The organism is Spirosoma aerophilum, assembly GCF_054782495.1.
Map to the genome: position 1 here is coordinate 424,228 of NZ_BAAGSJ010000004.1, position 24,927 is coordinate 449,154.

General features: G+C 51.4%; 24 protein-coding genes. 13 read left to right on the forward strand and 11 right to left on the reverse strand.

Annotated elements, in window-relative coordinates; all coding sequences use genetic code 11:
• Window positions 1-19 precede the first annotated feature (19 nt).
• The 5 genes from ACYVK4_RS03500 to ACYVK4_RS03520 all read left to right on the forward strand — a co-directional run bounded on the left by ACYVK4_RS03500 (window position 20) and on the right by ACYVK4_RS03520 (window position 3,764).
• Window positions 20-148, forward strand: coding sequence for a hypothetical protein (locus tag ACYVK4_RS03500; protein WP_461126098.1), 129 nt, complete (start codon window positions 20-22; stop codon window positions 146-148).
• 320 nt (window positions 149-468) lie between these two features.
• Window positions 469-1,272: an NIPSNAP family protein gene (locus ACYVK4_RS03505; RefSeq protein ID WP_461126099.1), complete on the forward strand. Its 804-nt coding sequence runs from the start codon at window positions 469-471 to the stop codon at window positions 1,270-1,272.
• A 268-nt stretch (window positions 1,273-1,540) separates the two neighbouring features.
• Window positions 1,541-1,990 (forward strand): response regulator, encoded by a 450-nt coding sequence (locus tag ACYVK4_RS03510; RefSeq protein ID WP_461126100.1) that lies wholly within the window; start codon window positions 1,541-1,543, stop codon window positions 1,988-1,990.
• Window positions 1,991-2,459: 469 nt separating this feature from the next.
• Window positions 2,460-2,882 (forward strand): BLUF domain-containing protein, encoded by a 423-nt coding sequence (locus tag ACYVK4_RS03515; protein WP_461126101.1) that lies wholly within the window; start codon window positions 2,460-2,462, stop codon window positions 2,880-2,882.
• Window positions 2,883-3,347: 465 nt separating this feature from the next.
• Window positions 3,348-3,764 (forward strand): hypothetical protein, encoded by a 417-nt coding sequence (locus tag ACYVK4_RS03520; protein ID WP_461126102.1) that lies wholly within the window; start codon window positions 3,348-3,350, stop codon window positions 3,762-3,764.
• 53 nt (window positions 3,765-3,817) lie between these two features.
• Here the strand turns inward: ACYVK4_RS03520 and ACYVK4_RS03525 are convergent, their stop codons facing one another.
• The 3 genes from ACYVK4_RS03525 to ACYVK4_RS03535 all read right to left on the reverse strand — a co-directional run bounded on the left by ACYVK4_RS03525 (window position 3,818) and on the right by ACYVK4_RS03535 (window position 6,827).
• Window positions 3,818-4,798 carry a YihY/virulence factor BrkB family protein gene (locus ACYVK4_RS03525; protein ID WP_461126654.1) on the reverse strand — a complete coding sequence of 327 codons (981 nt, stop codon included), beginning with the start codon at window positions 4,796-4,798 and terminating at the stop codon, window positions 3,818-3,820.
• A gap of 259 nt (window positions 4,799-5,057) precedes the next feature.
• On the reverse strand, window positions 5,058-5,462 hold the full coding sequence (locus ACYVK4_RS03530; RefSeq protein WP_461126103.1) for a response regulator: 405 nt from the start codon (window positions 5,460-5,462) through the stop codon (window positions 5,058-5,060).
• 225 nt (window positions 5,463-5,687) lie between these two features.
• The gene (locus tag ACYVK4_RS03535; RefSeq protein WP_461126104.1) at window positions 5,688-6,827 is read right to left on the reverse strand and encodes an LLM class flavin-dependent oxidoreductase; all 1,140 of its coding nucleotides are present in this window, start codon (window positions 6,825-6,827) and stop codon (window positions 5,688-5,690) included.
• Window positions 6,828-6,905: 78 nt separating this feature from the next.
• On the opposite strand from ACYVK4_RS03535, the gene ACYVK4_RS03540 reads away from it, so the two are divergent.
• Window positions 6,906-9,806 (forward strand): M16 family metallopeptidase, encoded by a 2,901-nt coding sequence (locus tag ACYVK4_RS03540; RefSeq protein WP_461126105.1) that lies wholly within the window; start codon window positions 6,906-6,908, stop codon window positions 9,804-9,806.
• Window positions 9,807-9,944: 138 nt separating this feature from the next.
• Here ACYVK4_RS03540 and ACYVK4_RS03545 read toward each other — a convergent pair whose 3' ends face one another.
• From ACYVK4_RS03545 to ACYVK4_RS03555, 3 genes are all read right to left on the reverse strand, one after another.
• Window positions 9,945-11,243, reverse strand: coding sequence for an APC family permease (locus tag ACYVK4_RS03545; protein ID WP_461126106.1), 1,299 nt, complete (start codon window positions 11,241-11,243; stop codon window positions 9,945-9,947).
• Between the two features lie 44 nt (window positions 11,244-11,287).
• A complete protein-coding gene (locus tag ACYVK4_RS03550) occupies window positions 11,288-12,727 on the reverse strand; it encodes an amino acid permease (RefSeq protein WP_461126107.1) in 1,440 nt (479 codons plus the stop codon).
• A 173-nt stretch (window positions 12,728-12,900) separates the two neighbouring features.
• Complete coding sequence (locus ACYVK4_RS03555) at window positions 12,901-13,236, reverse strand: hypothetical protein (protein WP_461126108.1); 336 nt, start codon at window positions 13,234-13,236, stop codon at window positions 12,901-12,903.
• Between the two features lie 375 nt (window positions 13,237-13,611).
• On the opposite strand from ACYVK4_RS03555, the gene ACYVK4_RS03560 reads away from it, so the two are divergent.
• Entirely contained in the window at window positions 13,612-14,052 is a 441-nt protein-coding gene (locus tag ACYVK4_RS03560) for an RrF2 family transcriptional regulator (protein ID WP_461126109.1), read from the forward strand.
• On the opposite strand, the gene ACYVK4_RS03565 is transcribed toward ACYVK4_RS03560, so the two are convergent.
• From ACYVK4_RS03565 to ACYVK4_RS03580, 4 genes are read right to left on the reverse strand one after another with little or no spacing between them, the layout of a single operon-like run.
• Complete coding sequence (locus ACYVK4_RS03565; RefSeq protein WP_461126110.1) at window positions 14,044-14,619, reverse strand: ribonuclease HII; 576 nt, start codon at window positions 14,617-14,619, stop codon at window positions 14,044-14,046. The two genes, ACYVK4_RS03560 and ACYVK4_RS03565, sit on opposite strands and share 9 nt — an antisense overlap.
• Window positions 14,620-14,640: 21 nt before the next feature.
• Window positions 14,641-15,720, reverse strand: coding sequence for a VWA domain-containing protein (locus ACYVK4_RS03570; protein WP_461126111.1), 1,080 nt, complete (start codon window positions 15,718-15,720; stop codon window positions 14,641-14,643).
• A 4-nt stretch (window positions 15,721-15,724) separates the two neighbouring features.
• Complete coding sequence (locus ACYVK4_RS03575; protein ID WP_461126112.1) at window positions 15,725-16,750, reverse strand: hypothetical protein; 1,026 nt, start codon at window positions 16,748-16,750, stop codon at window positions 15,725-15,727.
• The gene (locus tag ACYVK4_RS03580) at window positions 16,747-17,613 is read right to left on the reverse strand and encodes a DUF58 domain-containing protein (RefSeq protein WP_461126113.1); all 867 of its coding nucleotides are present in this window, start codon (window positions 17,611-17,613) and stop codon (window positions 16,747-16,749) included. Before ACYVK4_RS03580 ends, ACYVK4_RS03575 begins: the two co-directional genes overlap by 4 nt.
• A gap of 84 nt (window positions 17,614-17,697) precedes the next feature.
• Between ACYVK4_RS03580 and ACYVK4_RS03585 the strand changes: the two genes are divergently transcribed.
• The 6 genes from ACYVK4_RS03585 (at window position 17,698) to ACYVK4_RS03610 (ending at window position 24,554) form a co-directional block, all read left to right on the forward strand.
• Window positions 17,698-18,069, forward strand: a complete 372-nt coding sequence (locus ACYVK4_RS03585; protein ID WP_461126114.1) for a DUF4296 domain-containing protein — start codon at window positions 17,698-17,700, stop codon at window positions 18,067-18,069.
• Window positions 18,069-19,430 (forward strand): protoporphyrinogen oxidase, encoded by a 1,362-nt coding sequence (gene hemG, locus ACYVK4_RS03590; RefSeq protein ID WP_461126115.1) that lies wholly within the window; start codon window positions 18,069-18,071, stop codon window positions 19,428-19,430. The genes ACYVK4_RS03585 and hemG overlap by 1 nt, the downstream gene beginning before the upstream one ends.
• Window positions 19,431-19,502: 72 nt before the next feature.
• Window positions 19,503-20,318, forward strand: coding sequence for a polyprenol monophosphomannose synthase (locus tag ACYVK4_RS03595; protein ID WP_461126116.1), 816 nt, complete (start codon window positions 19,503-19,505; stop codon window positions 20,316-20,318).
• 20 nt (window positions 20,319-20,338) lie between these two features.
• Window positions 20,339-21,028: a hypothetical protein gene (locus ACYVK4_RS03600; protein ID WP_461126117.1), complete on the forward strand. Its 690-nt coding sequence runs from the start codon at window positions 20,339-20,341 to the stop codon at window positions 21,026-21,028.
• Window positions 21,029-21,280: 252 nt separating this feature from the next.
• A complete protein-coding gene (locus ACYVK4_RS03605) occupies window positions 21,281-21,877 on the forward strand; it encodes a carbonic anhydrase (protein ID WP_461126118.1) in 597 nt (198 codons plus the stop codon).
• A gap of 286 nt (window positions 21,878-22,163) precedes the next feature.
• Window positions 22,164-24,554: a mechanosensitive ion channel family protein gene (locus ACYVK4_RS03610; protein WP_461126119.1), complete on the forward strand. Its 2,391-nt coding sequence runs from the start codon at window positions 22,164-22,166 to the stop codon at window positions 24,552-24,554.
• A gap of 107 nt (window positions 24,555-24,661) precedes the next feature.
• Here ACYVK4_RS03610 and ACYVK4_RS03615 read toward each other — a convergent pair whose 3' ends face one another.
• Complete coding sequence (locus ACYVK4_RS03615) at window positions 24,662-24,925, reverse strand: DUF167 domain-containing protein (protein WP_461126120.1); 264 nt, start codon at window positions 24,923-24,925, stop codon at window positions 24,662-24,664.
• Window positions 24,926-24,927: the final 2 nt, after the last annotated feature.

A 24,927-nucleotide genomic window follows, 5' to 3' on the forward strand; every position in this document is an offset into this window, starting at 1 on the left:
GCTAACTCTTCCTGACTCGTTGAAAGCATCTCCATACGACCCAAATCTTCGTATTCCGGACCTGAAAGAAACCTATCACCAGACGATAAAATCCGCTGAGCGAGCCACATTCACATTTGGCCCTCAATGGCTCAGTCTACCGGTGTAACCTAAAAAGACATATACCCAAAAATACATATTTTTAACTATAGCGTATTCAGTTATGCCATATAATAAATATAACTTTTTATTAAGTGGTTGTTTAACAACATACAAAATGTGTAAATACAAATGGTTAGCTTATTAACTAAAAGTAGTCAATATGGATCAAGATTCCCCTGTTATTCCTATATTAAGCCTTCCTCTCCGTATCCCTGGAAAATACCGGCATCAATTTGTTTTCAATCAGGTAGATCAATCCCTCGCTGTCCTTTGACGAATGATTTACAGTTCATTTTAGTAGCCAACCTGTTTAGAAGCTCGTTTTACATGAAAAGACGTCAATTCGTAAAAGCATCTGTTCTTACCACCTCCCTGGCCAGCGTAATGAGTCCGCTAAACGAGGCCGCAGCGAACACCCCAAACCAACAAAACCAAGGTTCGGAATTTTATGAACTACGGATCTACACACTAAAAAATAACCGGCAGCTGAAAATAGTCCAGAACTACTTTCAGCAGGCGGCCATTCCGGCATTCAACCGGCTGGGCAGTAAGCACGTAGGCATCTTCACCGAATATCTTCCTCAGGGCTTTACGAAGCTGGTTGCCCTCATACCCTTCAACTCCCTGGATGACTATGTCAAAGCACCGGATCAATTGGCCAGCGATGCTGCCTACCAGCAAGCCGGAGCGGAGTATTTAACCGCCGACGCCAGCCAGCCAGCCTATGAGCGCATCGAGAGCTCCTTACTGAAGTCGTTCTCGCAGATGCCACGGCTGGAAGTACCCGAAAACAAGCCCCGTATCTTCGAACTACGCCGGTACGAAAGTCATAATGAAACGGCTGGAAAAAAGAAGATTGAGATGTTCAATCAGGCGGGTGAAATAGCCATATTTAAACGCGTGGGCCTTACACCCGTGTTTTTTGGCGAAACGCTCATTGGCCCCATGCGGCCTAACCTGACTTATATGCTGACGTTCGATAATATGGACGAGCACGACCAGAACTGGAAAAAATTCGGCGGTGACCCTGAGTGGAAAAAGATCAGTTCTATGCCTGAGTATTCGAACGATAAAATCGTATCCAATATCACGCGTACTTTTTTGATTCCTGCAGCCTTCTCACAGGTCTAGTAAGCGGCTCCTAATGGTTGTACCTAACTATCAAGCCACGGGTTATACCCTCTTTTAGAAAACGCTAAACCGCCGAAACGTACCGTTTACGAAAAAGCAAGCCTGTCAACTACCCATTTCGCTGAATTATAAGCACTTGCAGCAAAATCAGGTGTGACTCGGAAGTGCCTAAAAAGTCTACAGTTTTATGCATAAAAGCTTGTTTTTTATATATTAAACGGTGTAATTCATACGTTAATAGACATATGCCTACCCAACTGCTTTAATAATGAAACGAAACAATAAAATCGTAGTTGTGGACGACGATCCTGACTACTGTTATTTAGTGAAAGAAGCCCTCCAGATATGTGATCCAACCTGCACCCTTGAAGCGGTACGAAGCGGGTCTGAATTGTTAATCTGGCTAGCGACGCATGATCGTCCCAGCCTGATTTTTCTGGACATCAATATGCCAGGACCAAATGGGTTTGACACGCTAAGGGCGCTGAAGGCAACGGAGCAGTACAAGTATATTCCTGTTGTTATGCTGACAACTTCGGAGCAAGTAGATGATGTGCATACCTCCTATGAGATTGGTGCGAATGCTTATATTACTAAACCAATGACATTCACTGATCTACTGCCTCGCCTAAACCTGTTCAGTCGCTATTGGCTCGACCATTATCCGCCGTCAATGCACTCCTGGCCTGAGCATATGGGGGATTTTGCCTTAAATTAATCAGATCTGTTTTCTCTGGTATCATACGACCCTACAAAAGCGCTACTAACAACCCGAACCAGCAGCCTGCTGTTAAAACGGCCCATTCGTATAAAGAAAAAAGACTCAACCCACCCCTCTCCGTACGAGTTGGATGCCGCCAATCTAATCGTTTCAACTACATGCTCGATTTCGTTTAATAGGAGATCGAGCATGTAGCCTTTATCCGTTCAGGATAGACCATAGAAGCGTAGCTTACTCACTTATATTGCCAGCAATGAACGTGAGCCAGCCAAGACGCCGATCAATGCGGCAACCCGGCATCTGATGCTTTTGCAGCCGTATGGCCATAGCCTAACTTTTATTCCGGTTACCACATATTGACACATTTAACATATCTAACATATTTATATTTGTTTACTGATTTACAGGGACTGGCAGTAACTAATCGTACGATCAACACGCCATCCTGATTCTTTTTCAAAATTGTATGGAATACTGCATTGCTTACTTAAGTTCTTCGACTGGCTTACTGTCTCCGAACGAGTTAGCGCGTATTCTTAATCAGAGTCAAAAAAATAACCGGGCTCTTGGCATTACAGGCATTCTGCTGTATTTCAATGGCAATATCATTCAGGTGCTGGAAGGAGAAGAAGAGAGCGTAAACAACTTATACGAGGTTATTCGCCAGGATGCCCGGCATACGCATGTCGTTCAGTTGTACAGGAAACCCATTGCGCGCCGTTCCTTTCCCGACTGGTTAATGGGCTATAAAGCCTTATCGGCTATTGAGTTAAATCACCTGACCCGTTCCCTGCCTTTTCTTCAGGACCCTTCTGAGCCAATCCCTAAAGAAGATAATGTGATTTTATCGCTGGTCCAGTTATTTTATCAGACCAATTACCGGAACTAATACCACCACCGGTCCGGCACAGCGCGCACCCGCTGCTGGTCACTAGGTCTATATTGGCCAAACATGTCCGTATAAATTCGCCCCTTCGATGAATAGCTATTTGCCCGGTTACGGACAAATAAGCCATACTCCCTACCGAAAAAGAGATTTCCAGTAGGTCTATCTATCTACAAGTGACTCGGTTTTAAAACCATAGTCTAGACAGTATACTGTTGATATCCACACAACCTGTTTTAGTGCTTTTCATACTGTTGCCTTATACTGTTGTCATGTTACCTATGCAGGGCTGGAAAGCTTTCTGAGCTACTTCCACCCTGCACTTTTTTACACCTGTTTAGAAACGAATTAGCCACCACATTGGTCGTCTCAGCATGGACTCAGGTAAAAGCCTGTTGATCGGCGTGCCGGAGAGACTGGCCAACTGTGGTTTGTTGATAGAATGGCCTGACTTTACGTATACCTGGAATGGACCAACTTGTATCACCTGCAACAATAGCCCCGGAACAACGCCTGACATCACCCAATGGACTGTATACCTGCATTTTTCAGGGTGACGGCAATCTGGTGGTTTACCGGCAACTCAGTAAAGTCATCTGGAGTACGGCCACGCGTGGCTTTCCCAACGATCTGCGCCTTCTGCAAAACGATGGCAGCCTCGTTTTATATTACAGAGGGGAGTTAAAATGGGGAACGCCGGGAGGTGGGAAATACCCACCCTACTCGCTAGTCATGCAGGACGACGGCAATCTGGTGATTTATAATAGCCGCATGCAGTCATTCTGGTCGTCCTTTACAGGACCTACTCCCCAAAACGAAATCATACAATTGCCGCCAGCGACCGATGGTACGGCCGTATTCAGGAAGAAAAAAAACGGCTTTTAGGCATGAACCAGCGGGCAACCCGCCCTTTAATTCAACCGCTCCAACACGGTAGTCTAGTGCTTACTCTCTGCCACCTTCTTTTCGGTAGGGATCGCGCCTACTTCACGCTCCCGTTCGGTTTGTTCCACATAAACTGCGTTTTCAGCAGGTTCGATTTTTATACCGAAGTGATTGGCATAGGCCAGGGTAAACTCCGCGCCAAAATACAGGATAGCGGCCGTATAATAGATCCAGGTTAGAATAACGATCATGGACCCGGCGGCTCCATACGTCGAACTGGTAGCGGTAGTATCAATATATAACCCAATGACGTAACGGCCCAGCATGAACAGGATAGCCGTGAAGATGGCCCCCCAACGAACATCCTTCCAGGCGATTTTTGCGTCGGGCAGGACTTTAAAAATGACGCCGAACAGCAACGTAATAACGGCAGCGCTGATCAGAAAATTGATGGCACTCACGACGTAAACACCCAGTCCGGGCAAAAAACGGGTTAGCTGATCACTCAGCGCCAGCACGATACCGTTCACGATCAAAGAGACGACGAGCAGGAACCCCAGACTAACCACCAGAGAAGACGACAGCAGCCGATCTTTGATGAGTTTAAGCCAGCCTCGTTTAGGTTTGGCCTTTACGCGCCAGATCAGATTGACAGAATCCTGAATTTCGACGAACAGGCTGCTGGCACCAATCAGCAGTGTACCGATGCTCAGGATCAGGGCCGTGCTGGTTTTATCCGACAGACTCACATTTTTGATCATATCCTGAATCTGTTTGGCGGCCTCATTACCAACTAATCCGTTGATCTGGCCAAAGATCTGGCCCCGAATAGCCTCTTCACCCAGAAAAATACTAGCCAGCGACATCATCAGCACCAAAAGGGGAGCCAGTGAAAAAACGGTATAGTAGGCCAGCGCTGCACTCAGTTTGAGGCAGCGATCATCGAGAAACCCATTGAAGGCATCGCGTAATACAACCCAGGCATTTCCCCAAAAACCCTTTTTCGCCTTAACCGTCTTACCCGGCTCTGGCATTGGGATAGATGAAGCGAAAAGCCGGCGGTAGATACGCGCAAAGAAATTGTTCATGAACGTTGCAGTTGTCGTTTTTGTCGGAAGCCCCACCCAATCGAGATCCCATACCACCGTTCGCATTTACCAACGGGAGCTTCCGCTACCGACATAACTTGAATAACAACGAGTTGTTACACAAACAGCCGCAACGCATGGAAACCCGTCGACTATGGGCTGCCTTAATAAGGATATGGTCTACCAGTCTCCGAAAAGGATACCGCTAGCTAACCCATATCCACCGGCGGCTCAATCGCTGGGCGATATCTGCCAGTTGCAGGTAACTGGTTGGTTTGGTGATGAAGTCGATGGCACCCAGAGCCAAACTCTGCTGCCGATCGAGCGCGTTATTCGAGGTTGTAACGATTACGACCGGCAAACTGGCCAGACGGGGATTGCCGCGCAGCTGAGCGAGCAAATCGAAACCCGTCAGGCCCGGCATGTTCAGATCGAGCAACAGTAATTTGGGCAACGTTTCATTCAGCTCCAGCTCGGCCATTAATTGCTGGCCGTTATTCAGGGTTAATATACCGACTGGTGGTTGAAGCTCATCGAAGGCCGCCCGTATTTCGAGCCGGTCGTCTTCGTCGTCATCCACCAGCCAAACCGCAGGGACTCCAATTGTCATGGCAGTTGAACCAGGTTAAATAGTATGGTTGTGGTATTCTGGCTCCTATAAAGATGGTTAAGCGACACTCATATCCTCAACTGCCGGGTCCCTTCCAGCCGCTTAACCACCACTTTATAGGAAACCTATATACGAACAACTGTAAGAATCACAATAAGTTTGGTGGATCCGGGGCGAAAGTTTCGGGCTTTCCCATTAGCCGAATGAAGCGCCCGTAAATTAGCTTCAGGCTGGCTCCACGCCCGACTGTTCCCGAATAAATTGGGCCAGAGTAACATTCGGCAGTCGCGGCAGTACCAGGCGGGCAAACCATTCCGCTTCGTCGATCAGTGGATAGCCCGAAAAGATGAACGCCCGGATACCCATGTCCATGTAGCGGTTGATTTTGTCAACGATCTGATCGGCGCTGCCCACCAACGCCCCACCCGCCCCCGAACGGGCTTTGCCAATATCGGTCCAGAGCAGCGGCTCCACATAGCCATCCGTGTCGGCCGCTTCGCGCAGTTCGTTTTGCCGCCGGACACCCAGTGACCACGAACTCTGCGAGGCATTTTTCATAGCAGCCCCACGCACCGGATCGAATTTCGACATGATGTGCCGGGCCCAGGCCTGGGCTTCGGCTTCCGTTTCGCGCACAATGACGTGAATACGCAAACCAAAATCCACCTGCCGCCCGTACCTGGCAGCCCGGCCGGCTACGTCCTGCATGTTGGCGTAAAGTCGTTCTTCGGTTTCGGGCCACATCAGAAACACGTCGCAATAACGGGCGCACACATCCCGGGCGCCATCCGATGTGCCGCCAAAATACAGGAGCGGCCCACCGTTTTGCTGGTACGGCTTGACCGGGTCCGCTGCCAGACTGATCTTTCCGTAAACAGGGCCGTCGTGTTCAATACGGTCCGATGTCCAGGCCTGCTTTAGAATCTGGATGGTTTCGGCGCAGCGCTGGTAGCGGAAATCGGCATCTTCCCGGTAGCCGGGCAAATCGGAGTTGATAATGTTGATCGTGAGCCTGCCCTTCAGCATATGATCGAGGGAAGCCAGCGATCGGGCCAGCATTGGCGGGTGCATTTCCCCACAGCGGATAGCCGTTAGCAGGCTGATTTGCTGAAGATCGGGGGCAACGCCAGCGGCAAAAGGCACCACCTCCTGACCAGTCATATAGGATGTAGGTAGTAATAAATTACTAAAACCCAGCCGTTCGGCCGTCAAAGCAATATCGCGGCAGTGGGAAAATGTACTGTTCTCCGGGTTACGAATACTAATGAATTCGGTGTCTTCTCCGCAGAGGTCCGAGAACCAGGCCACTTCGCAAACGCGGTCCGTTGTTCGGGCAGGAACAGAAGAAATAGGTTGAGCTAACATAGTCACTAACTATAATCGGGTAATCGGGAAATTAAGATAGTATTTATTTCGTACTTTGTCTGCTTAATAAATTTCTTCATGAACATACGTTTTCCGCTATTGCTGTCATTCCTTTGCCTGTTATCGGCCGGAGTGGCATATTCCCAAACCCGCCTGGTCGAGAAAGTAACCCGAAAGGGAAGCGAACTCGTTATTCCCTACGAGAAGTATGTACTCCCTAACGGATTAACGCTGGTGGTTCACGAAGACCATTCCGACCCCATCGTTCACGTCGACGTTACGTATCACGTGGGTTCGGCCCGCGAAGAAATTGGCAAATCGGGGTTTGCTCACTTTTTCGAACACATGATGTTTCAGGGCTCCGACCACGTGGCCGACGATGAGCACTTTAAAATCGTGACCGAATCGGGAGGTACACTCAACGGATCGACCAACCGCGACCGCACGAATTACTACGAAACGCTGCCCAGCAACCAGCTCGAACGGGCGCTCTGGCTCGAAGCCGACCGCATGGGCTTCCTGCTCGATGCCGTTACACAGAAGAAATTCGAGATTCAGCGGGCCACCGTTAAAAACGAGCGCGGCCAGAACTACGACAACCGGCCTTATGGTCTGGCGGGTGAGTATGTCGCCAAAAACCTGTATGCGTATGGCCATCCCTACTCGTGGCTCACGATCGGCTATATCGAAGACCTGAACCGGGTCAATGTAAACGACCTCAAAAACTTTTTCCTGCGCTGGTACGGCCCCAACAATGCCGTACTGACGATCGGGGGCGACGTGAACACCAAACAAGTGGTAGCCATGACCGAAAAGTATTTCGGCTCCATTCCGCGTGGCCCTGAAGTTACCAAAACGCAGGTACCCACACCCGTGATCGAGAAGGACCGGTATGTTTCGTATGAAGACAACATCCGCTTTCCTATGCTGCAGATGGTGTTCCCGACGGTGCCTACCTACCACCCGGACGAAGCGCCCCTCGATGCGCTGGCCGAGATTCTGGGCGGTGGCAAAAACTCCCTTTTTTACAAAAATCTGGTCAAAACGCAGTTGGCTGTGCAGGCAAATACCTCACACCCCTCTACGGAGCTGGCTGGTCAACTGGCGATGGTTGTTCTGCCGTTTCCGGGCAAGAGCCTTGATAGTACGGAAGCCGTCGTTCGCCGGACACTGGCCGAGTTTGAACGCCGGGGTGCCACCGATGACGATATTTCTCAGTTTACAGCCACGCGCGAAGCAGATCTGATCAACGGTCTGGCGAGTGTATCCGGAAAAGTATCGCAGTTGGCGGCTTTCCAGACTTACCTCGGCAACCCGAACTATTTGCCGCAGGAGCTGAAGCGCTATAAAAGCGTGACGAAAGCCGATGTAATGCGGGTGTACAACCAGTATATAAAAGGCAAAAATGCCGTTATCCTGACGGTGTATCCTAAAGGGAAACCTGAAGTCGTGGCTAAACCGGATAATTACACCGTATCGACTGCTAACTACAAGGCACCGGATTACGGCTACAATGGCCTGGCCTATACCAAACCCAAAGACACCTTTGAGCGGAGCACAAAACCCGGTCCCGGCCCAAATCCGGCTCTGAAAGTGCCGCCCTTCTGGAACGACAAGCTGCCCAATGGCATCCAGATCATTGGTGCCCGTAACGACGAGATCCCTTCCATCACGATGTTGTTCACCATCAAAGGCGGTCATTTGCTGGAGGCTGCAAACCCATCGAAGGCAGGACTGGCGCAACTGACCGCATCGCTGATGAACGAAGCTACCCAGAACTATTCCAATGAACAACTCAATACGAAACTCGAAAAACTGGGTAGCAGTATCGACATCCGGGCGAATACGGAAGAGATCACGATCTCTGTCGAATCCCTGATGAAGAATCTGGATTCGACACTGGCCCTGGTTGAAGAGAAACTCCTGCGCCCCAAATTTGCGCAGGATGATTTCGACCGGCTCAAGAAACAACAGCTGGAGCTAATCAACAACCAAAGCACGCAGCCGGTTGTGATTGCCAACAAAGCCTACAGCAAACTGTTGTACGGTCCCGATAACATTCGGTCGGTGCCCTTAAGCGGCACCAGCAAAACCGTTGAGACCATCTCGCTGGACGATGTAAAGGCTTTTTACAGGAACTACCTGTCGCCATCGGTGACGAACATGGTGATCGTGGGCGATATTGAGCAGGCAGCTATGATGCCCAAGCTGGCGTTTTTGTCGAAGTGGGCAGCCAAACCGGTGAAAATCCCAACTACCCCGGCTCCTAAAAAGATAGATAAGACGCGTCTGTACCTGATCGATAAAGAGCAGGCGGCACAGTCTGAAATCCGTATCGGGTATGTAACAAACCTTCCCTACGATGCTACCGGCGATTACTACCGGTCGACACTGGCGAACTACATGCTGGGTGGCGCCTTCAGCAGCCGCATTAACATGAACCTGCGCGAAGACAAAGGTTATACCTATGGGGCCAACTCGGGCTTTTCGAGTACCAACACGCCCGGTCCGTTTACGGCGCAGGCGGGTGTGAAAGCAGCCGCCACCGACAGCTCGGTGATTGAATTTGTGAAGGAAATCACCAATTACGCCAAGTCGGGCATTACGGAGCAGGAGCTGAGCTTTGTTAAAAGTTCATTGGGCCAGAGCGATGCCCTGCGCTACGAAACATCGCTCCAGAAAGCGATCTTCCTGAGCCGGATCATCAAGTATAACCTGCCCCGCAACTATGTTGAGCAGCAAAGCGAGATTCTCCGCAAGATCACCAAGGCCGACATCGACGCAATTGCCAAAAAACAACTGCCCATCAACAACATGGTGATTACGGTGGTGGGCAACAAACAGCTCATTAAGCCGGGGCTGGAGAAACTGGGCTACGAACTGATCGAACTGGATAAGGAAGGCAACCCAATGGGTACGTCGACGGTCACACCCGGGGGTGGTGCCCCGGCCCAAATGTCGTCGGGCAAAAAGAACTAAGTAAGTTAAGGCACGACAACTGCCAAAAAGAGTTTTACCCACAGAAACCCAAAGAGCACAGAGGAGTTAGCGCCCTCTGTGCTCTTTGGGTTTCTGTGGGTAAAAAACAATGACGACGTACAACAGGCGGCTCATCAATTAATTATCGCTGGATTGACCCCGCATCCCCAGAAAAATGAGCAGGCCCATCCCCGCGGCAATAGCCACATCACGAGCTTCCCGCCCGGAACTGTTGCTCAGCAACCAGAGGCAGAGGACGATGGCCAGCCCGGAAATCAATCTCCCGCCCACTACCCGAAACTGGGCGGCCGGTACGTCGGTACGATTGCGGAGGATGGGCAGGGCAGCGCTGGTCAGCGCAAAATAAGCCAGTCGAATCAGCGTGCTGAGCGTTAACGCATAGAGAAAGGTGCCTGTTATAGCCAGCAGGAGCTGCAGGGACGCGGTGACTAAAATGGCCGCATAAGGCGTTCGGAAGCGCGGGTGCGTGGCCCCCAGCCAGGTTGGTAACTGCCGTTGCTCGGCCATGGCAAACAACAGCCGGGGACCCGTCAGCATCAGGGCATGAAGCGTGCCAAGGGCCGTCAGCAGCGCTACGATCGTGATGAATAACGCACCAGCGGGCCCAATGAACTGCCCGGCAGCATCGGCCAGTGGGCGCTCCGAGTGAGCCAGGTCGGGCAGCGTTCCGATACAGACAATTTGCACCGCCATGAACAGTACCGCCACCGTTCCAATGGACACCAGCAACGACAGAGGAACGGTTCGCTGGGGCTGCTGCACTTCGCCCGAAGGGATGGCAGCCACATCAAAGCCCGAAAACGTGAAAATCAGCAACAACACCGTCTGGGAAAACGGCGCATAACCCGGAAAGCGGGGGAATGTGAAAGCGGCTTTATTGACAAAAAACAAACCACCAATCGCAAACAGGCCAATGGCCAGCAACTTACTGATCGTGAAGATGGTATTCACCCTGGCCGACCGTTGCACACCCACATAATTCAGCAGCGCCAGACCCACAGTCATCGCCGTTATGAGACCCGCCCGCTCCCAGCCTGTTGCCAGCTGAGGACGAAATAAGGCCGCGTAGCTAACGAACAGGTTGCAGATCGACGCAAAAGCCGCCATGCGCGACAGCCAGAACAACCAGCCAACCTCAAAGCCAACCAACGGCCCAAACGCCACCCGGGCGTACAGATACGGCCCGCCCGTACCGCTAAACCGGCTGCTCACCTCGGCAAAGCACAAAATGATTAACGTAACGACCAGTGCGCTGACGCCATACGCCAGCAGGCTCCAGGTGCCCACCAGCGCATACAATTTGGCCGGCAGACCCAGAATACCCGCCCCAATCGTGATGTTGATGATGAGCGCGATAAAATCGAACCGCCCAATACCGCGCAGCAACGCAGGGGCCGAATTAGAGGGAGGTGTCAATGATTTACCTGGTTTTGGTAGTCGCCGGTTACCTGGTTTATGATTTATTCCGATGCGTTGAGTTTACTCCGCTTCTTGCCATAGGCAAAATAGATCACCAGGCCGATAGCCAGCCAGACAACCAGTCTCAGCCAGGTATCGCCGGGCAGCGACACCATCATGATCGCACAGGTAACAATGCCTAAAATAGGTACGACCGGCACCCAGGGTGTCCGAAACGCCCGTGGGGCATCCGGCTGTTTTTTACGAAGAATAAGTACGCCCAGACAAACCATCACGAAGGCGAGCAGAGTCCCGATGCTGGTCATCTCACCCACCACCCGAATGGGCACAAACCCGGCAAACAGGCCAATGAACACACACAGGAGCACATTGGCTTTCCAGGGCGTTCGAAAGCGGGGGTGTACATCCGAAAAAACGCGGGGAAGCAGACCATCGCGGCTCATCGTAAAAAACACCCGCGACTGCCCCAGCAGATCGACCAGAATGACCGAGGTATATCCAATCAGGATAGCGCCGATAATGAGCTGGCCCAACCACCGATAGGGCGTTTTTTCAATGGCAATGGCCACGGGTGCGGCACTATTCTTAAACTCGGTATAGTTCGCCATACCCGTCATGACATAGCCGAAAAGAACGAATAGAATGGTGCACACCACCAGCGAACCGATTATACCGATGGGCATATCGCGTTGTGGATTGCGGGCTTCCTGAGCCATTGTCGCCACGATATCGAAGCCGATGAAGACGAAAAACACCACGCCCGCCCCCCGAACCACCCCGCTCCAGCCGTACTCGCCAAAGGTGCCGGTATTCTCAGGGATATAGGGCTGATAGTTGGCCGGGTCAATATACTGCCAGCCCAGCGCAATAAATACCAGCACGACCAGCACTTTAAGGCTCACTACAATGGCATTGAACAACGCGGAGCCCGATGTGCCGCGAATGATGACAGCCGTAATCAACACCACGATCAAAACAGCCGGCACATTCATGAAGCCCGACACCACGGACCCATCCGCGTCGGTGGCCGTCTCGAAGGGCGACAACATAAGCTGGGGAGGCAGATGGAGCCCGTAGTTGCTCAGAAATCGGTTGAGGTACTGCGACCAGCTAATGGCCACGGTTGCTGCCCCAACCGAGTACTCCAGCACCAGGTCCCAGCCGATAATCCAGGCAAACAGTTCGCCCAGGGTAGCATAGGCATAGGTATAAGCACTGCCAGCTACGGGTACCATAGCCGCAAATTCGGCGTAACACAGGGCGCTGAACGCACAGCCCACAGCGGCCACCAAAAAGGAAAGGGTTACGGCTGGCCCGGCATGGTTGGCTGCGGCAATACCCGTCAGCGAAAATAAACCGGCCCCGATGATGACACCAATGCCGATGGCGACCAGGTTGAAGGCGCCGAGAGATCGTTTGAGGGTTGTTTTGTCGCTAACAGCGGCCTCCTGCCGTAACAGGTCCAGAGATTTAATACGCATTGATGAAGTTGAAGAATGAATACCCCGCAGATGCTCATGTCTAGCGAGTATCTGCGGGGTCGAAAAGAAAATAAAGCAGCCCAACGGCTTTCACGTCGTAAATGTAACCGGAAACGGGCATATCTACGGGAACCAGCGGGTAACGTTTGAGCCGCCGAACATTTTCCGCCTTGTTAGCGGCCAGCAGATGATATCACCGTTACGACAGGGGCTATGCTAATGTATTTATTAATCGACACATTGGCGGCTTTGCCGGACTGAAAACCAACGGCGGCCATCATGCCCAATGCCCAGAGGATCATGAACAGACGGGCGTATGGATTAAGGGCAGCATCCGTCTCCTCTACCAGTTCATGTAGTCTGCTGCAACCTCGTCCCCCGACACGCTGGCTGTGCTTTACGTACTGTATGTATGTCTTTAATGATGATGGATATGAGCGGGTTGACTTCAGGACGACGAACGCCTGCCGGAGACCGCTCTGTTCGTATGTGAATGATTTATTATTCATAAAACATTTAATCTATCAACTAAATAGTTTAATTTCGCAACAAATAAGCCAGCTGATTGACTGACTTCTACCAGGCTCCCTTTTAGGTGAAAGAAGCCTGGTTAATCACAAAGGTGGCAAGCAATAATTAGTTCTCCAAGAAAAAGCCAAGAAAATGATTATCAATAAGTTACCTAATAGTCTATCTACTTTTAGGAGTAATAATATTAGACCCTGGATAGCTTCTGACAATCAATCCCTAACCGTACTCTATGGATTTTTTTACTCTATAGTACGAGTCTGAACGTTTGGCTTTTACAAATACTACACAAACTTTATAGGAGCAAACGACTACCAAGCCAATTTGTCTAATACCCACATAAACTTCACTAAGCGATGATCTCTAAAAAAGCAAAATATGCCATCAAAGCGCTGAAGGCATTGACGGAAGCCTATGGAAAAGGGCCCGTTTTAATTTCGCAGATCTCTGAACAGGAGTCCATTCCCAAGAAATTTCTGGAAACGATTCTGCTCGATTTACGCAACCACGGCGTGCTGCAAAGTCAGAAAGGAAAAGGCGGTGGCTACCTGCTACGCGTGGACCCGGAGCGGATCAATCTAGCTCAGGTAATTCGGATCATCGATGGACCGATTGCTCCTACGCCCTGCGTTTCGTTGAATTTTTACGTTCGCTGCGACGATTGCCACGACGAAGAAACCTGTTCCATTCGGCCCATTATGCTGCGGGTACGGGATGCCAACCTGGCCGTGTATGAAAAAACAACGATCCGAATGCTGGTCGACAATGTGAAACCCCTGCTGCAGGAGTTACACTAATCGAAAACTCATGCGGTGGTATGGCGTAGGGCCCAACTCCCGGATGGCAGCCCGGTGAATGGGCGTAGGATACCCGACATTTTGCGCCCATCCATAAGCCGGAAATTCCAGCCCCAGCTGCGCCATCAGATCGTCGCGGTAGGTTTTGGCCAGTATCGACGCGGCCGCTATGGACAAATAATGGGCGTCGCCTTTAATGATGCAGGTGTGCGGAATCATGGGATAGGGCGTGAACCGGTTACCATCCACCAGCAAGTGTTCGGGCTTAACCAGGAGCGCATCGACGGCCCGGTGCATGGCCAGGAAGCTGGCCTTCAGAATATTGATGCGGTCGATGTCTTCATGCGATACCTCGGCGACGGCCCACGCCAGGGCATCGCGCTCGATGTCTGTTTTTAATAACACCCGCTGCCGATGCGACAGTTGCTTGGAGTCGTTCAGAATGGGGTGCGTGTAATCTTTCGGCAGGATGACCGCTGCGGCCACCACCGGACCGGCCAGGCAACCCCGGCCCACTTCGTCCAATCCCGCTTCAACAGCGTCGGCGTTGTAATAAGACTTTAGCATAGTAGAACGATTGGGAATGGGCTAATCCTCCAGCACATTGCCAAAAATGGTGTTTTTTAGTAAAAGGGCAATCAGTAAGAACGTAATTCCCCAATACACATAAATTCGGTAGTAATCCTGAACGTCTTCATAGATGTGGACACGAACGGGCGCTTTCTCCAACTGGCTGATTTGGGCAAAAACGGACTGTAACCGGCGGGCATCGGTAGTCCGAAAGAAGCTCCCCTCCCCAATGGTGGCAATGGTTTTCAACACTCCTTCATCAATTGTAGTGGCGTTGGCAACCGATGCCGTTGGCCGACCGACAGCGATGGTATACACCCGAATCCCAAACGCTTTAGCCAACCTGGCGGCTGTAATCGGATCGAGGTTCCCGGCCGTATTGTCGCCGTCGCTGAGCAGAATAATGATCTTGCTGCGCGCCAGCTTCCAGGTATCAGCCTCCTGCTGACTGGTGTCGACGGGGGAAACGGCACGGTCGCGCATTCGGTTGATACAGCGAGCCAGCGCATCGCCAATGGCCGTACCCGAGGTGCGGATCATCTGGTCGTTCAGATCGCTGAGGTACTGCTTTATCAGTCCGTAATCGGTTGTAAGCGGACAGAGGGAGAAGGCTTCGCCGGCAAAAACCACCAGACCAATCCGGTCATTTTTACGACCATTCACAAATCGTTGTGCCACCTGCCGGGCCACGGCCAGCCGCGTTGGACGCAGGTCGGTTTCCATCATCGAGGCCGACACATCTATGGCCAGCATAATATCGATCCCTTCCGATTGTTCGCTCCGTTGCTCCCGGATAATCTGTGGCCGGGCCAGTGCCAGGAGCAGGCAACTCATTCCTAAGAAAAAACTGATCGGCAACAAATACCGACCGGTACTTAACAGCAGGCGGGCGGAACTACCGAAACCCGTACCGGACCGGGATGTGGCGAGTTGATCGAGCGACATATTCAGCCGCTGCTGCGCGTTCCGATACAGATAATAGCGTAGAAAGAACAGGAACAGCGTAGCAGGAATGAACCACAATGCCAGTGGCTGGGCCAGCTGAAACTGTTGCCATTGCGCCGGTTTGAACCAATATAATGAATACCAGGGTTCCATGCGCTCAGGATAAAGGAGTAGGTTCGGGTGAAGTGGCTCGTACGGCCCGTCGACCATCAGACTCCAGGAGCTTTGTGCGGGACTGAAGGTACATGTGCGTAGCTACCTCGCTCAGCACGTTTAGCGCCAGCCGTGACTGGGGCGTAAAAGAGCCGCCATAAATCATTTGGTCGGCCTCCCGAAGGGCCGTTGTTACCCGGTCATCGCGAAGCCGTTCGGCTAGTTCAGGGGTCGTGAGCGACATATACGGCTGCGGGTCCAGCTGTTCCAGATAAGCCTTCCACATCACAACGGCCTGATTGGTCACTTCAGCGGCTGTAAATGAATTCAGGCGATCATTCAGCCGGGCGTATTCGCGCAGAAAGCGAACATGCCTTCGGTTGAGCAGGTAAAGCCGCCACTGCCGACGGGTTAACCGGCCAAACAACATATACAAGACCCCGAGACACAGGCTAACGCTCACGACACCGATCGCCAGCGCTACATAATTGAACTGCTGGCGAACCGGGGCCAGGTCCGTTTCAGTAGCCAGTCGCAGCGAGCGCGAAGCCAGTGAATCGGGCAAGCCAGGGGGCAATTTCGACCGCAGAAAAACCGTATCCGTTTGTGTCCACCGGGCCGTGCAGTCAACATCATGGATGGTCAGAATGGGCACGCGCAACAGTTGAATCGAATCCGTTTCGAAGGAGACCAGCGTGTACACGGCACTGTCGCGGCTATTCGCGGCTGGACCGGCACCGGTTGTCTGGGTCGCAAACACAGCCACTTTCTGTACCCGAAAGGGAGCAAAAGACCGGGCCGTGTCCGGAAAAAGCACATCGGCCGTAGCCGGGTGCCGGTAGCTCAGGGAATACCGAAACGGCCGCCCGATTTCAATGCTGTCTGCCAGAAAGTAGCCTTGCAGCGGAGACTGGGCCTGACGGACGGGTAACGCAGGTTGTTTCGGCGGTGATACCAACGCAGTTTGTGCCGGGCTTACATGAGCCAGGCAACTGAACAGCAGCAGACAAAGAAAGCCGAATCGTTTCATCGATATTTTCTAACCCTGAACAACTCAACAAGCTTGGGCACAAAGTCCTCCTGCGAATCGAGTGCCAGGTAATTGGCGTCGTATTGCTTACAAAGGCGTTCGAGCTGTGTCTGGTTGTATTGAAAGGTGGTGTGCAAACTCGTTCGAAACGAAACGGATGACGTATTGACCCATACGGTTCGGCCGGTTTCGGTATCGTGCACCGGAATAATACCCAGCCGGGGCAATTTTACTTCGCGCTGGTCATACAGGTGAATAACGACCAGATCGTGCTTTTTAGCCAGCGCTTTCAGGTTGTGTTCGTAATTGAGGTCAATAAAATCCGACAACAGAATAACGACGCTGCGCCGTTTAAGGGCATTGAGCGTAAACAGCAGCGCATCGGCAATACGGGTTCGCGTTGATTCGGGCTGTAATTTATGCAGGCTCATGATCAGCTGGTAGCCCGTTTTCAGCCCATTGCCGGGTTTGATATACTTCTCTTTCTGATCCGAAAAGCAATACATGCCCACATGGCTGGCTTCCCGGATGGCCGATAAAGCCAACACACCACACACCTCTTTAGTCGCCTTTAGCTTATCGCGGTGGCGGGCACCCACACGCTGGGAGGCACTCACATCGACCACAAAAAACACGGTCTGGTCTTTCTCTTCGCGGAAGACCTTCACGAAGGTGCCATGCCCTTTCGACGACACGTTCCAGTCGATAGCCCGCACGTCGTCGCCGTACTGATAGGTTCGCAAATCGCTAAACTCCAGCCCCGACCCTTTAAAGACCGATCGGAAGCTACCGCGCATCTGCGAGTTGACAGCCTTACGGATGCGAATGTCGAAATTGCGAAGCTTGGCTAAGAACTCGTCCATGTAAAACCGGCGTTATACTATTTTAACAGTCAATCCTGAACTTTGCGCGTGGGGATTAACTTACAAAGCTATTGATTTAAACGTATGGACGGTAACCTATTTCAACGGCATCTGGTGACGTTACTGCTGAGCGGCTGGCTGGTGGTGGCCTGCACGGCTCCCGAAAACAAACCGCCCGAAAACCTGATCAGCAAAAGCCGGATGGCCGATATTCTGACGGAGGTACACATGGCTGAAGCCCGCGTTTCCCGACTTAATGTGCATTCGACTGACTCCGCCAATCTTGCCTATAAAAAGCTGGAAGGCGATATATTCAAAAAGTTCGGCGTCGATACAGCGACGTACCGCACCAGCTATATTTTTTATTCGTCGCACCCGGCCGATATGGAAGTCATTTACCAGCAGGTGACGGAGCTGCTGAAGAAAAAGATCGACACCAAAAGCAAAAAGCCCTGATGACAGTTGGTATTATTGGTGCGGGCATTTCGGGGCTGACGCTTGCCTACGAACTGCAACAGCGAGGTATTGAATACCGCCTTTGGGAAGCTTCCGATCAACCCGGCGGCTATATTCAATCGCGCTGGCAAGGCCCCTTAACACCGGGACAGCCTACCCATGGCTCCTACCTGTGCGAATCGGGACCCAATTCGCTGCTTGGCGACGATGCCCTGCTGAACTGGATCGATGGACTGGGTCTGACGCCCGACATCACCGTTAGCCGACCGGTCAGCAAAGCCCGTTACATTTTCCGGAATGGCTCGTATCAGCAACTGCCGTCGGGTCCCCCCTCGTTGATTTTCGGTTCGTTTTTTAGCTGGAAAACCAAGCTGGCTATTTTTCGTGAGCGCAACAATAAGACCCTCTCCCCTCCCGGCGAAACGCTGGCTGATTTCTTCCGGCGTCGGTTCTCCAGCGAGGTCGTCGATTACGCTTTAGGCCCGTTTGTAGCGGGTATCTATGCCGGAGACCCGGAGCAACTGCTGGTCTCAGAAACGTTTCCCGTTCTGCTCCGGTACGAACAGGAATATGGCTCCGTACTGCGCGGATTGATAAAGAACCAATCGGCTACGGGCAGGCGGCAGTCGTTTAGTTTTCGGGATGGTATGCAGATGCTCCCAAACGCGCTGGCGGCTAAATTGACCAACCTCTCGCTTAACGACGCCGTTCAGGCATTTCGGCATACGGAGGGCGGCTGGCAGGTCGACAGTACAAAGGGAACCCAATTTGTTACAGCGCTGGTACTGGCTACGGACACCGAGGCCACCGCCCGGCTGGTGGAACCCTACGATACCGACTTTTCGAGTTCGCTGCGCCAGGTTACCTACCCCCCCATGACCGCCGTCCATTCGGTGTATAAACGGGCAGATGTCCGGCACCCGCTCAATGGGTTCGGCGGATTGAACCCCAAGGTGGAAGGCCGGTTCGCGGCTGGTCATATCTGGAGCAGCTCTATTTTTGACGGTCGTTGTCCTGCCGATGAGGTGCTTATCACAACATTTGTGGGTGGCCAGACCAATGCTGGCAACGCTCAGCTTCCGGATAGCGTACTGGTCAATAAGGTTCATGAGGAGCTGGTCGATGGGTTTGGTATAACGGCCAGCGAGCCGGTTTTTCGGTCCGTGGCCCGCTGGCATCGCGCCATTCCACAATATGACAACCGTATTGTGGCCATCAAACAACCGATCAAAGCGGCCGAAGCCGATCAGCTGTTTGTGTGTGCCAACTGGTATGGCGGTGTATCGCTGTCTGATTGCATCAACAAAGCCCGGAAGTTGGCTCAACAACTGGCTGATCAGGTGGTAATTAAGAATTTTTAATGATTTTTTTAGATAAAAAAGGAGTTCTTTGCTGTTGTAGAGGTAACTCCTTACTAACTCCCTCAAAAGCCCGTGAAAGAGCGCCTGGTCGTTATTCCAACCTATAATGAAATTGAGAACATCGAAGCGATTATTCGAAAGGTATTTAGCCTGCCTGAGCCATTCGATGTCCTCATTGTAGATGACGGCTCGCCCGACGGTACCGCTCAGCGCGTCCGCGATTTGCAGGAGGAGTTTCCGGCCAACGGCTCTTTGCAGCGGGGCTCAACGGGACGGCTGCACTTGCTCGAACGACGTGGCAAACTGGGTTTGGGGACAGCCTATATCGACGGCTTCAAGTGGGCGTTGTCGCGGGGGTACCAGTATCTTTTCGAGATGGATGCCGACTTTTCGCACAATCCAGAGGACCTCATCAAACTATTCCATGCCTGTGCCGACGAGGGGCCAAACCGCGCCGACGTGGCCGTTGGTTCGCGGTATATAAAAGGGGTAAATGTAGTTAACTGGCCAATGGGCCGGGTACTGATGTCGTACTTTGCTGGTGTGTATGTCCGATTTGTAACGGGTATGTCGATCATGGACCCTACGGCGGGCTTTATTTGCTACCGGGCCGAAGTGCTGGAAGTTATTCTACATAATCCTATTAAGTTTGTAGGATATGCCTTTCAGATCGAGATGAAGTTTACGTGCTGGAAATACGGATTCCAAATTCAGGAAGTGCCCATTATTTTCACCGACCGCACACGGGGCGTTTCTAAAATGTCGTCCAAGATCTTTAAGGAAGCCGTTTTCGGGGTATTGCAGATGAAGATCAGCAGCTTCTTCCGCCATTATATTCCCCGCCGTGAAGCCGCCAAAAAGGTTGAGGAACCCGTCGGTGCGGTTTAAAAGGGCTTACCCCTGTTTTCATGCTTCGTTTAAAACAACTTTCCTGCGGGTTGATCTTCTCCAGTGTTATCTGGTTGCTATCCAGTTGTCGGGTAATGGCTCCCCAACCGATTCTGGAGGCCGATATTTACCAGCTTATTCATACGGGGCAGCCAGCGCTTGAAAACAAAAAAGTTTATGTAACAGATCTGGGCGATTCGCTTCAGGTCATTATACCAGCCAGAGATGAACGTCGTCTGATAACTCGTTCAACCTATCAATCCTGGACGTTCAAACGATCGGAGGCTGATGTGGATGTATTCACCCTTCCGTTTAAAGTCAGACCCGCGCAGGGTGCCTTACCCGCTCAGTTAAATTCAAATTTCAACGCAGCCCTCTATCTGGGCCGTCGTGTTGACTTATACAATTATCGTTGGCAAGCCGTAACCCCATCCTTTGGGGTACGGCAGCTCCGCAGCCGGGGCTTTGGTTACGGGGTGTTTGCGGGCATTGGCTCGGTTGCCCTCAACGATTTCGTGGTTCGCCTGCCTATAGGTATAGAATATGAAGGGGTGGTCCTGGATGCGGGCGCAGCCGCTATTTATGACGCCCGTATCTTTAACATTGGCCTGGCCGTTGGGTTCGACTACTTAACCGACAAGAACCGAACGCAGTGGATTTACCAGCAAAAACCCTGGTTTGGCGTTTTATTCGGCTTGAATTTAAACTGAAGATTGCTGGCAGGAAGCGGGCTTCTCCAATACCTGTTGACTATTAGTCCTTTACATTCATTTTTTCAATTAAAAATTGCCTTTCCCGCCAGGTTGCGCCTTGTTAATTCCGCATTTACCGCGACCGAGCCGCTCGGCCCTACCAAATTGCGTCAAAAGCTTATCCCAATTTTGAGTTGCTTCTCTACTAGTTGACCAAAATCAGCGTATACGTTTGAATTTGTATGAAAGTGTATTCGCCTATAACCGTCAATGGGTTACTCAACAATAGCACTGGACCCGGCCTCCTTCAACCGAATGGCGGATGGCCAGCAACCGGAGTTCCTGTACATTGGCTGTTCGGATAGGCGCGTACAACCCGAAGATTTTATGGGTGTCAAGCCTGGTGAGGTGTTCGTGCACCGCAACATCGCCAATCTGGTTCCTGACAACGACACCAACGCCTACTCGGTTGTGCAGTATGCGGTTGAGTTCCACAAGGTAAAGCATGTCATCATCTGTGGCCACTATGGTTGCGGAGGCATTCAGGCCTCTCTCGACAATAAAGATCTGGGTTACCTTAACAGCTGGATTCGGAACATTGATGACGTGTATCGCCTGCATCGCCTGGAGTTGGATGCTCTGCCTGATGAGACGGCCCGCTTTCGTCGGCTGGTGGAGCTGAATGTGCAGGAGCAATGTCTGAACATCATGAAACTGTCTTTTGTGCAGAGAGCCCGCTCCAACGGCGACTATCCGCGTATTCACGGGTGGGTCTATGACATGTCTCTGGGTACAGTCGTTGACCTGCATATCAACATAGCCAATTTTAAAGAAGAACTGGCGTTGTATCGACTGGATCAGCGATGATTGTATTACGATTACCACAAAAATCTTCACGCCGTTATCTGGGCTTTTCGACTACAGATAACGGAGTTGCCGTATCTCCATCGACCGGCCCCTCATAACAATTCGGGTTTTTGGGAGTATTACTAACAGTACTACCGGGCAAAATTGAAGAGAAGTGAGGATAGTTGCCGCTACGAGCAAGCACCGCGTCAGCGCTTGGCAACCTATTTAATCTGTGTGGCCATACCCAATCAGTACCGTTTAATGCCCGATGGTCATCAGCACTTCCCGCTAACAGTGGATTGTTATGATGCGTCTGACCATTAACCCGCCTGCGTTCTTTGCCTGGCGAACCCTCTTTTTTACCAGTCTGGTAGTCACCTTCGTTCTTTTTTCCGGTTCACTTTTTGCGCAGAAAGACCCGGCGAGTCGTGTAGATAGTTTGCCCATTATTCCACAACCCGGCATTCCGGTCGATAGCATCATTGCCCGCCTTGAGCAAGGGCATACGACCCTGAATGACATTAGTAACCGCACCCGACGGGGTTTCAACACTTGGCAGATCGATGAAAACCTGCCCGAAGTTCAATCCTATATCAAGACCATTCGTACCAATCTGGCGCTGTACAGCAAAGTCCACGACATGAAGAACATGCTCATGTTCCAGGTTCTGCTTGGCGACATGCAGCAACAACTCAAAAACTGGCGGGAAAACCTGTCTGTTTCCGAGAAAGAGCTGTCTGACATGAACAGCCAGCTTATCGGTTTGGCCAGAGACTCGTCGCTGGTGGTACCCGCCGATAGTAATTACCAGGCGCTGTACGCCAACTCTCTGAAAGATTTACGAAAACAGTGGATCGATGCAAGCGAGTCGACCAACAAAAATCTGACCCGAATCAACAAATTACAGGCTACGGTATCGGATGGTTATTTCGAAACCGTCGAGTTAGCCAACGTAGTCAATGAGCGCATTAAAGAGTTCAATGCCAAAATTGTTGGGCGGGAAGCTGACTTCATCTGGTCTATCCCGAAGAGTGAAGGGGCCGATGAAAATCTGAACAGCCTGGTAGCCAGCTCCTATGAAGGCCAGCGGGATATGTTGTCGTATTACATTAACCGGAGCGCCGGAAACTGGGTGTACATGGTTCTGATTGGCCTGCTCTTTTTCGGTTGGGTATCGTCCAGCTTCCTGATTATTAAGCGCCATGAACCGATAGACAAGATTTTGACCGAAGCAAAAATACGGTATCTCAAACCCGTGCCCGTTTTTGCCTCATTCGTGGTAGTGTTCAACTTCGCCCCCTTCTTCGATCTGAAGCCCCCGGCAGTTTATGTAGAGCTAATGCAGTTCATTCTGCTCATTGCGCTCACGTTTCTCTTTTACCGAAGCTGGACCCGCAAACTCTTTTTCTATTGGCTGGCTATTGTCGGCCTGTATATTCTGGTGGTCTTTACGCGCTCGTCGATCATTGATCCCGGCTTGCTTTTCCGACTGTGGTTTTTACTGCTTAACGTCGTTTCTGTCGTGTTCGGCTTCCTGTTTCTCTTTCGGATTCGGAAAGCCCTGTCCCTAACCGGGTTTGTCAAACAGGTATCTATTCTGTACATCATCCTGAATATTCTGGCCATACTGTGCAATGTTTTCGGGCGGCTCAGCCTGGCCAAAATCTTTAGTACGGCCGCTATTTTTGGCTTGACGCAGGCGATTGGCCTGTTTACCCTTGTCCAGATCATCAACGAGGCTTTCGCCCTTCAGGTCATTAGCGGCAGACTGACAAAAGGCATAGCGTCCCGATTCAATTACGACAGAATCAAAGTCGGATTACACGCCTTGCTGAGCTTTGCCTCGATCATTGCCTGGGTCATCATTTTCACGAATAACCTTTATGTCTACAACGCGATCTATAACCGGATCGCCAATTTCCTGACCGCCGACCGCAGCATCGGCAGCACGACTTTTACCTGGGGCAATATCATTTTGTTTGCTATTGTACTGTACATTTCCGGTGCCCTCCGGAAATACATCGGCTACTTTTTTGGGGAAACTGAAGATGAAGTCGGCGGCTCGGTCAGCACCGTCGATTCGCGGCTGGTGATCGTTCGGCTCGTTATCCTGATTGCCGGGTTTATGTTTGCCATTGTTGCTTCCGGCATCGGGCTGGATAAAGTGACGGTTATGGTTGGGGCGCTGGGTGTAGGTATTGGGCTGGGGCTTCAGAATATCGTCAACAATTTCGTTTCCGGCATCATTCTCATCTTCGATAAGCCCTTTCAGATCGGCGATTTTATTGAGATCGCCAGCAAGAAAGGACGGGTAAAGACCATCGGCATCCGCTCCAGCCGCCTGCTGACCACCGAAGGTTCGGAGGTGATCATCCCCAATGGTGACCTGCTATCCGGGCAGGTTATCAACTGGACCATCAATCATAAAGCGAAACGCATCGAGCTAACCATTAAAGCAGATACGGAGCATGATCTGCACACGCTGGAACCCATCATCAAAGAGGAAATTGCGAAGCATCCGAACGCCGTCAAGCGCATAGCACCCGAAATTTTCCTGTCGACCATTACGAACGACGCGCTTGAGTTGAAGGTGAGGGTCTGGATCAACTCGGTAAACAAAGAAGATCTGTTCAGAAGCGAAGTGCTGCTGAACATCTACCGGCGATTCAAGGAGAGCGGAATTAAGATGATGTGATTCATAAAGCGAAAAGTCGCTAGGGAATACGCAAAGAGCGCTATGTTTTCTTCATGGCGTTCTTTGTGTATCCCCCAGCGACGTTGCCGGTTCGGTTTAAACCCTTCTTATTTCGCTATTTTCCCTAAAAAAGCATCATACACCTCATTGGCCACATCGACCTCAATCCGTTTGTGCGGATTCGTAAACCCCGCTACAATCGTCACGCTTGACTTGGCGATGCCGAGTTGTTTGGCCAGAAATTCGACGAGGTACGCGTTTGCTTTTCCATCCTGCGCCGGAGCCCGGATTTTGGCATTCAGCTGACCAGCCGCATCGTAAAAGAGCTGATCAACTTTACTACCGGGCTTCACTTTGAGGTGGATCGTCATCG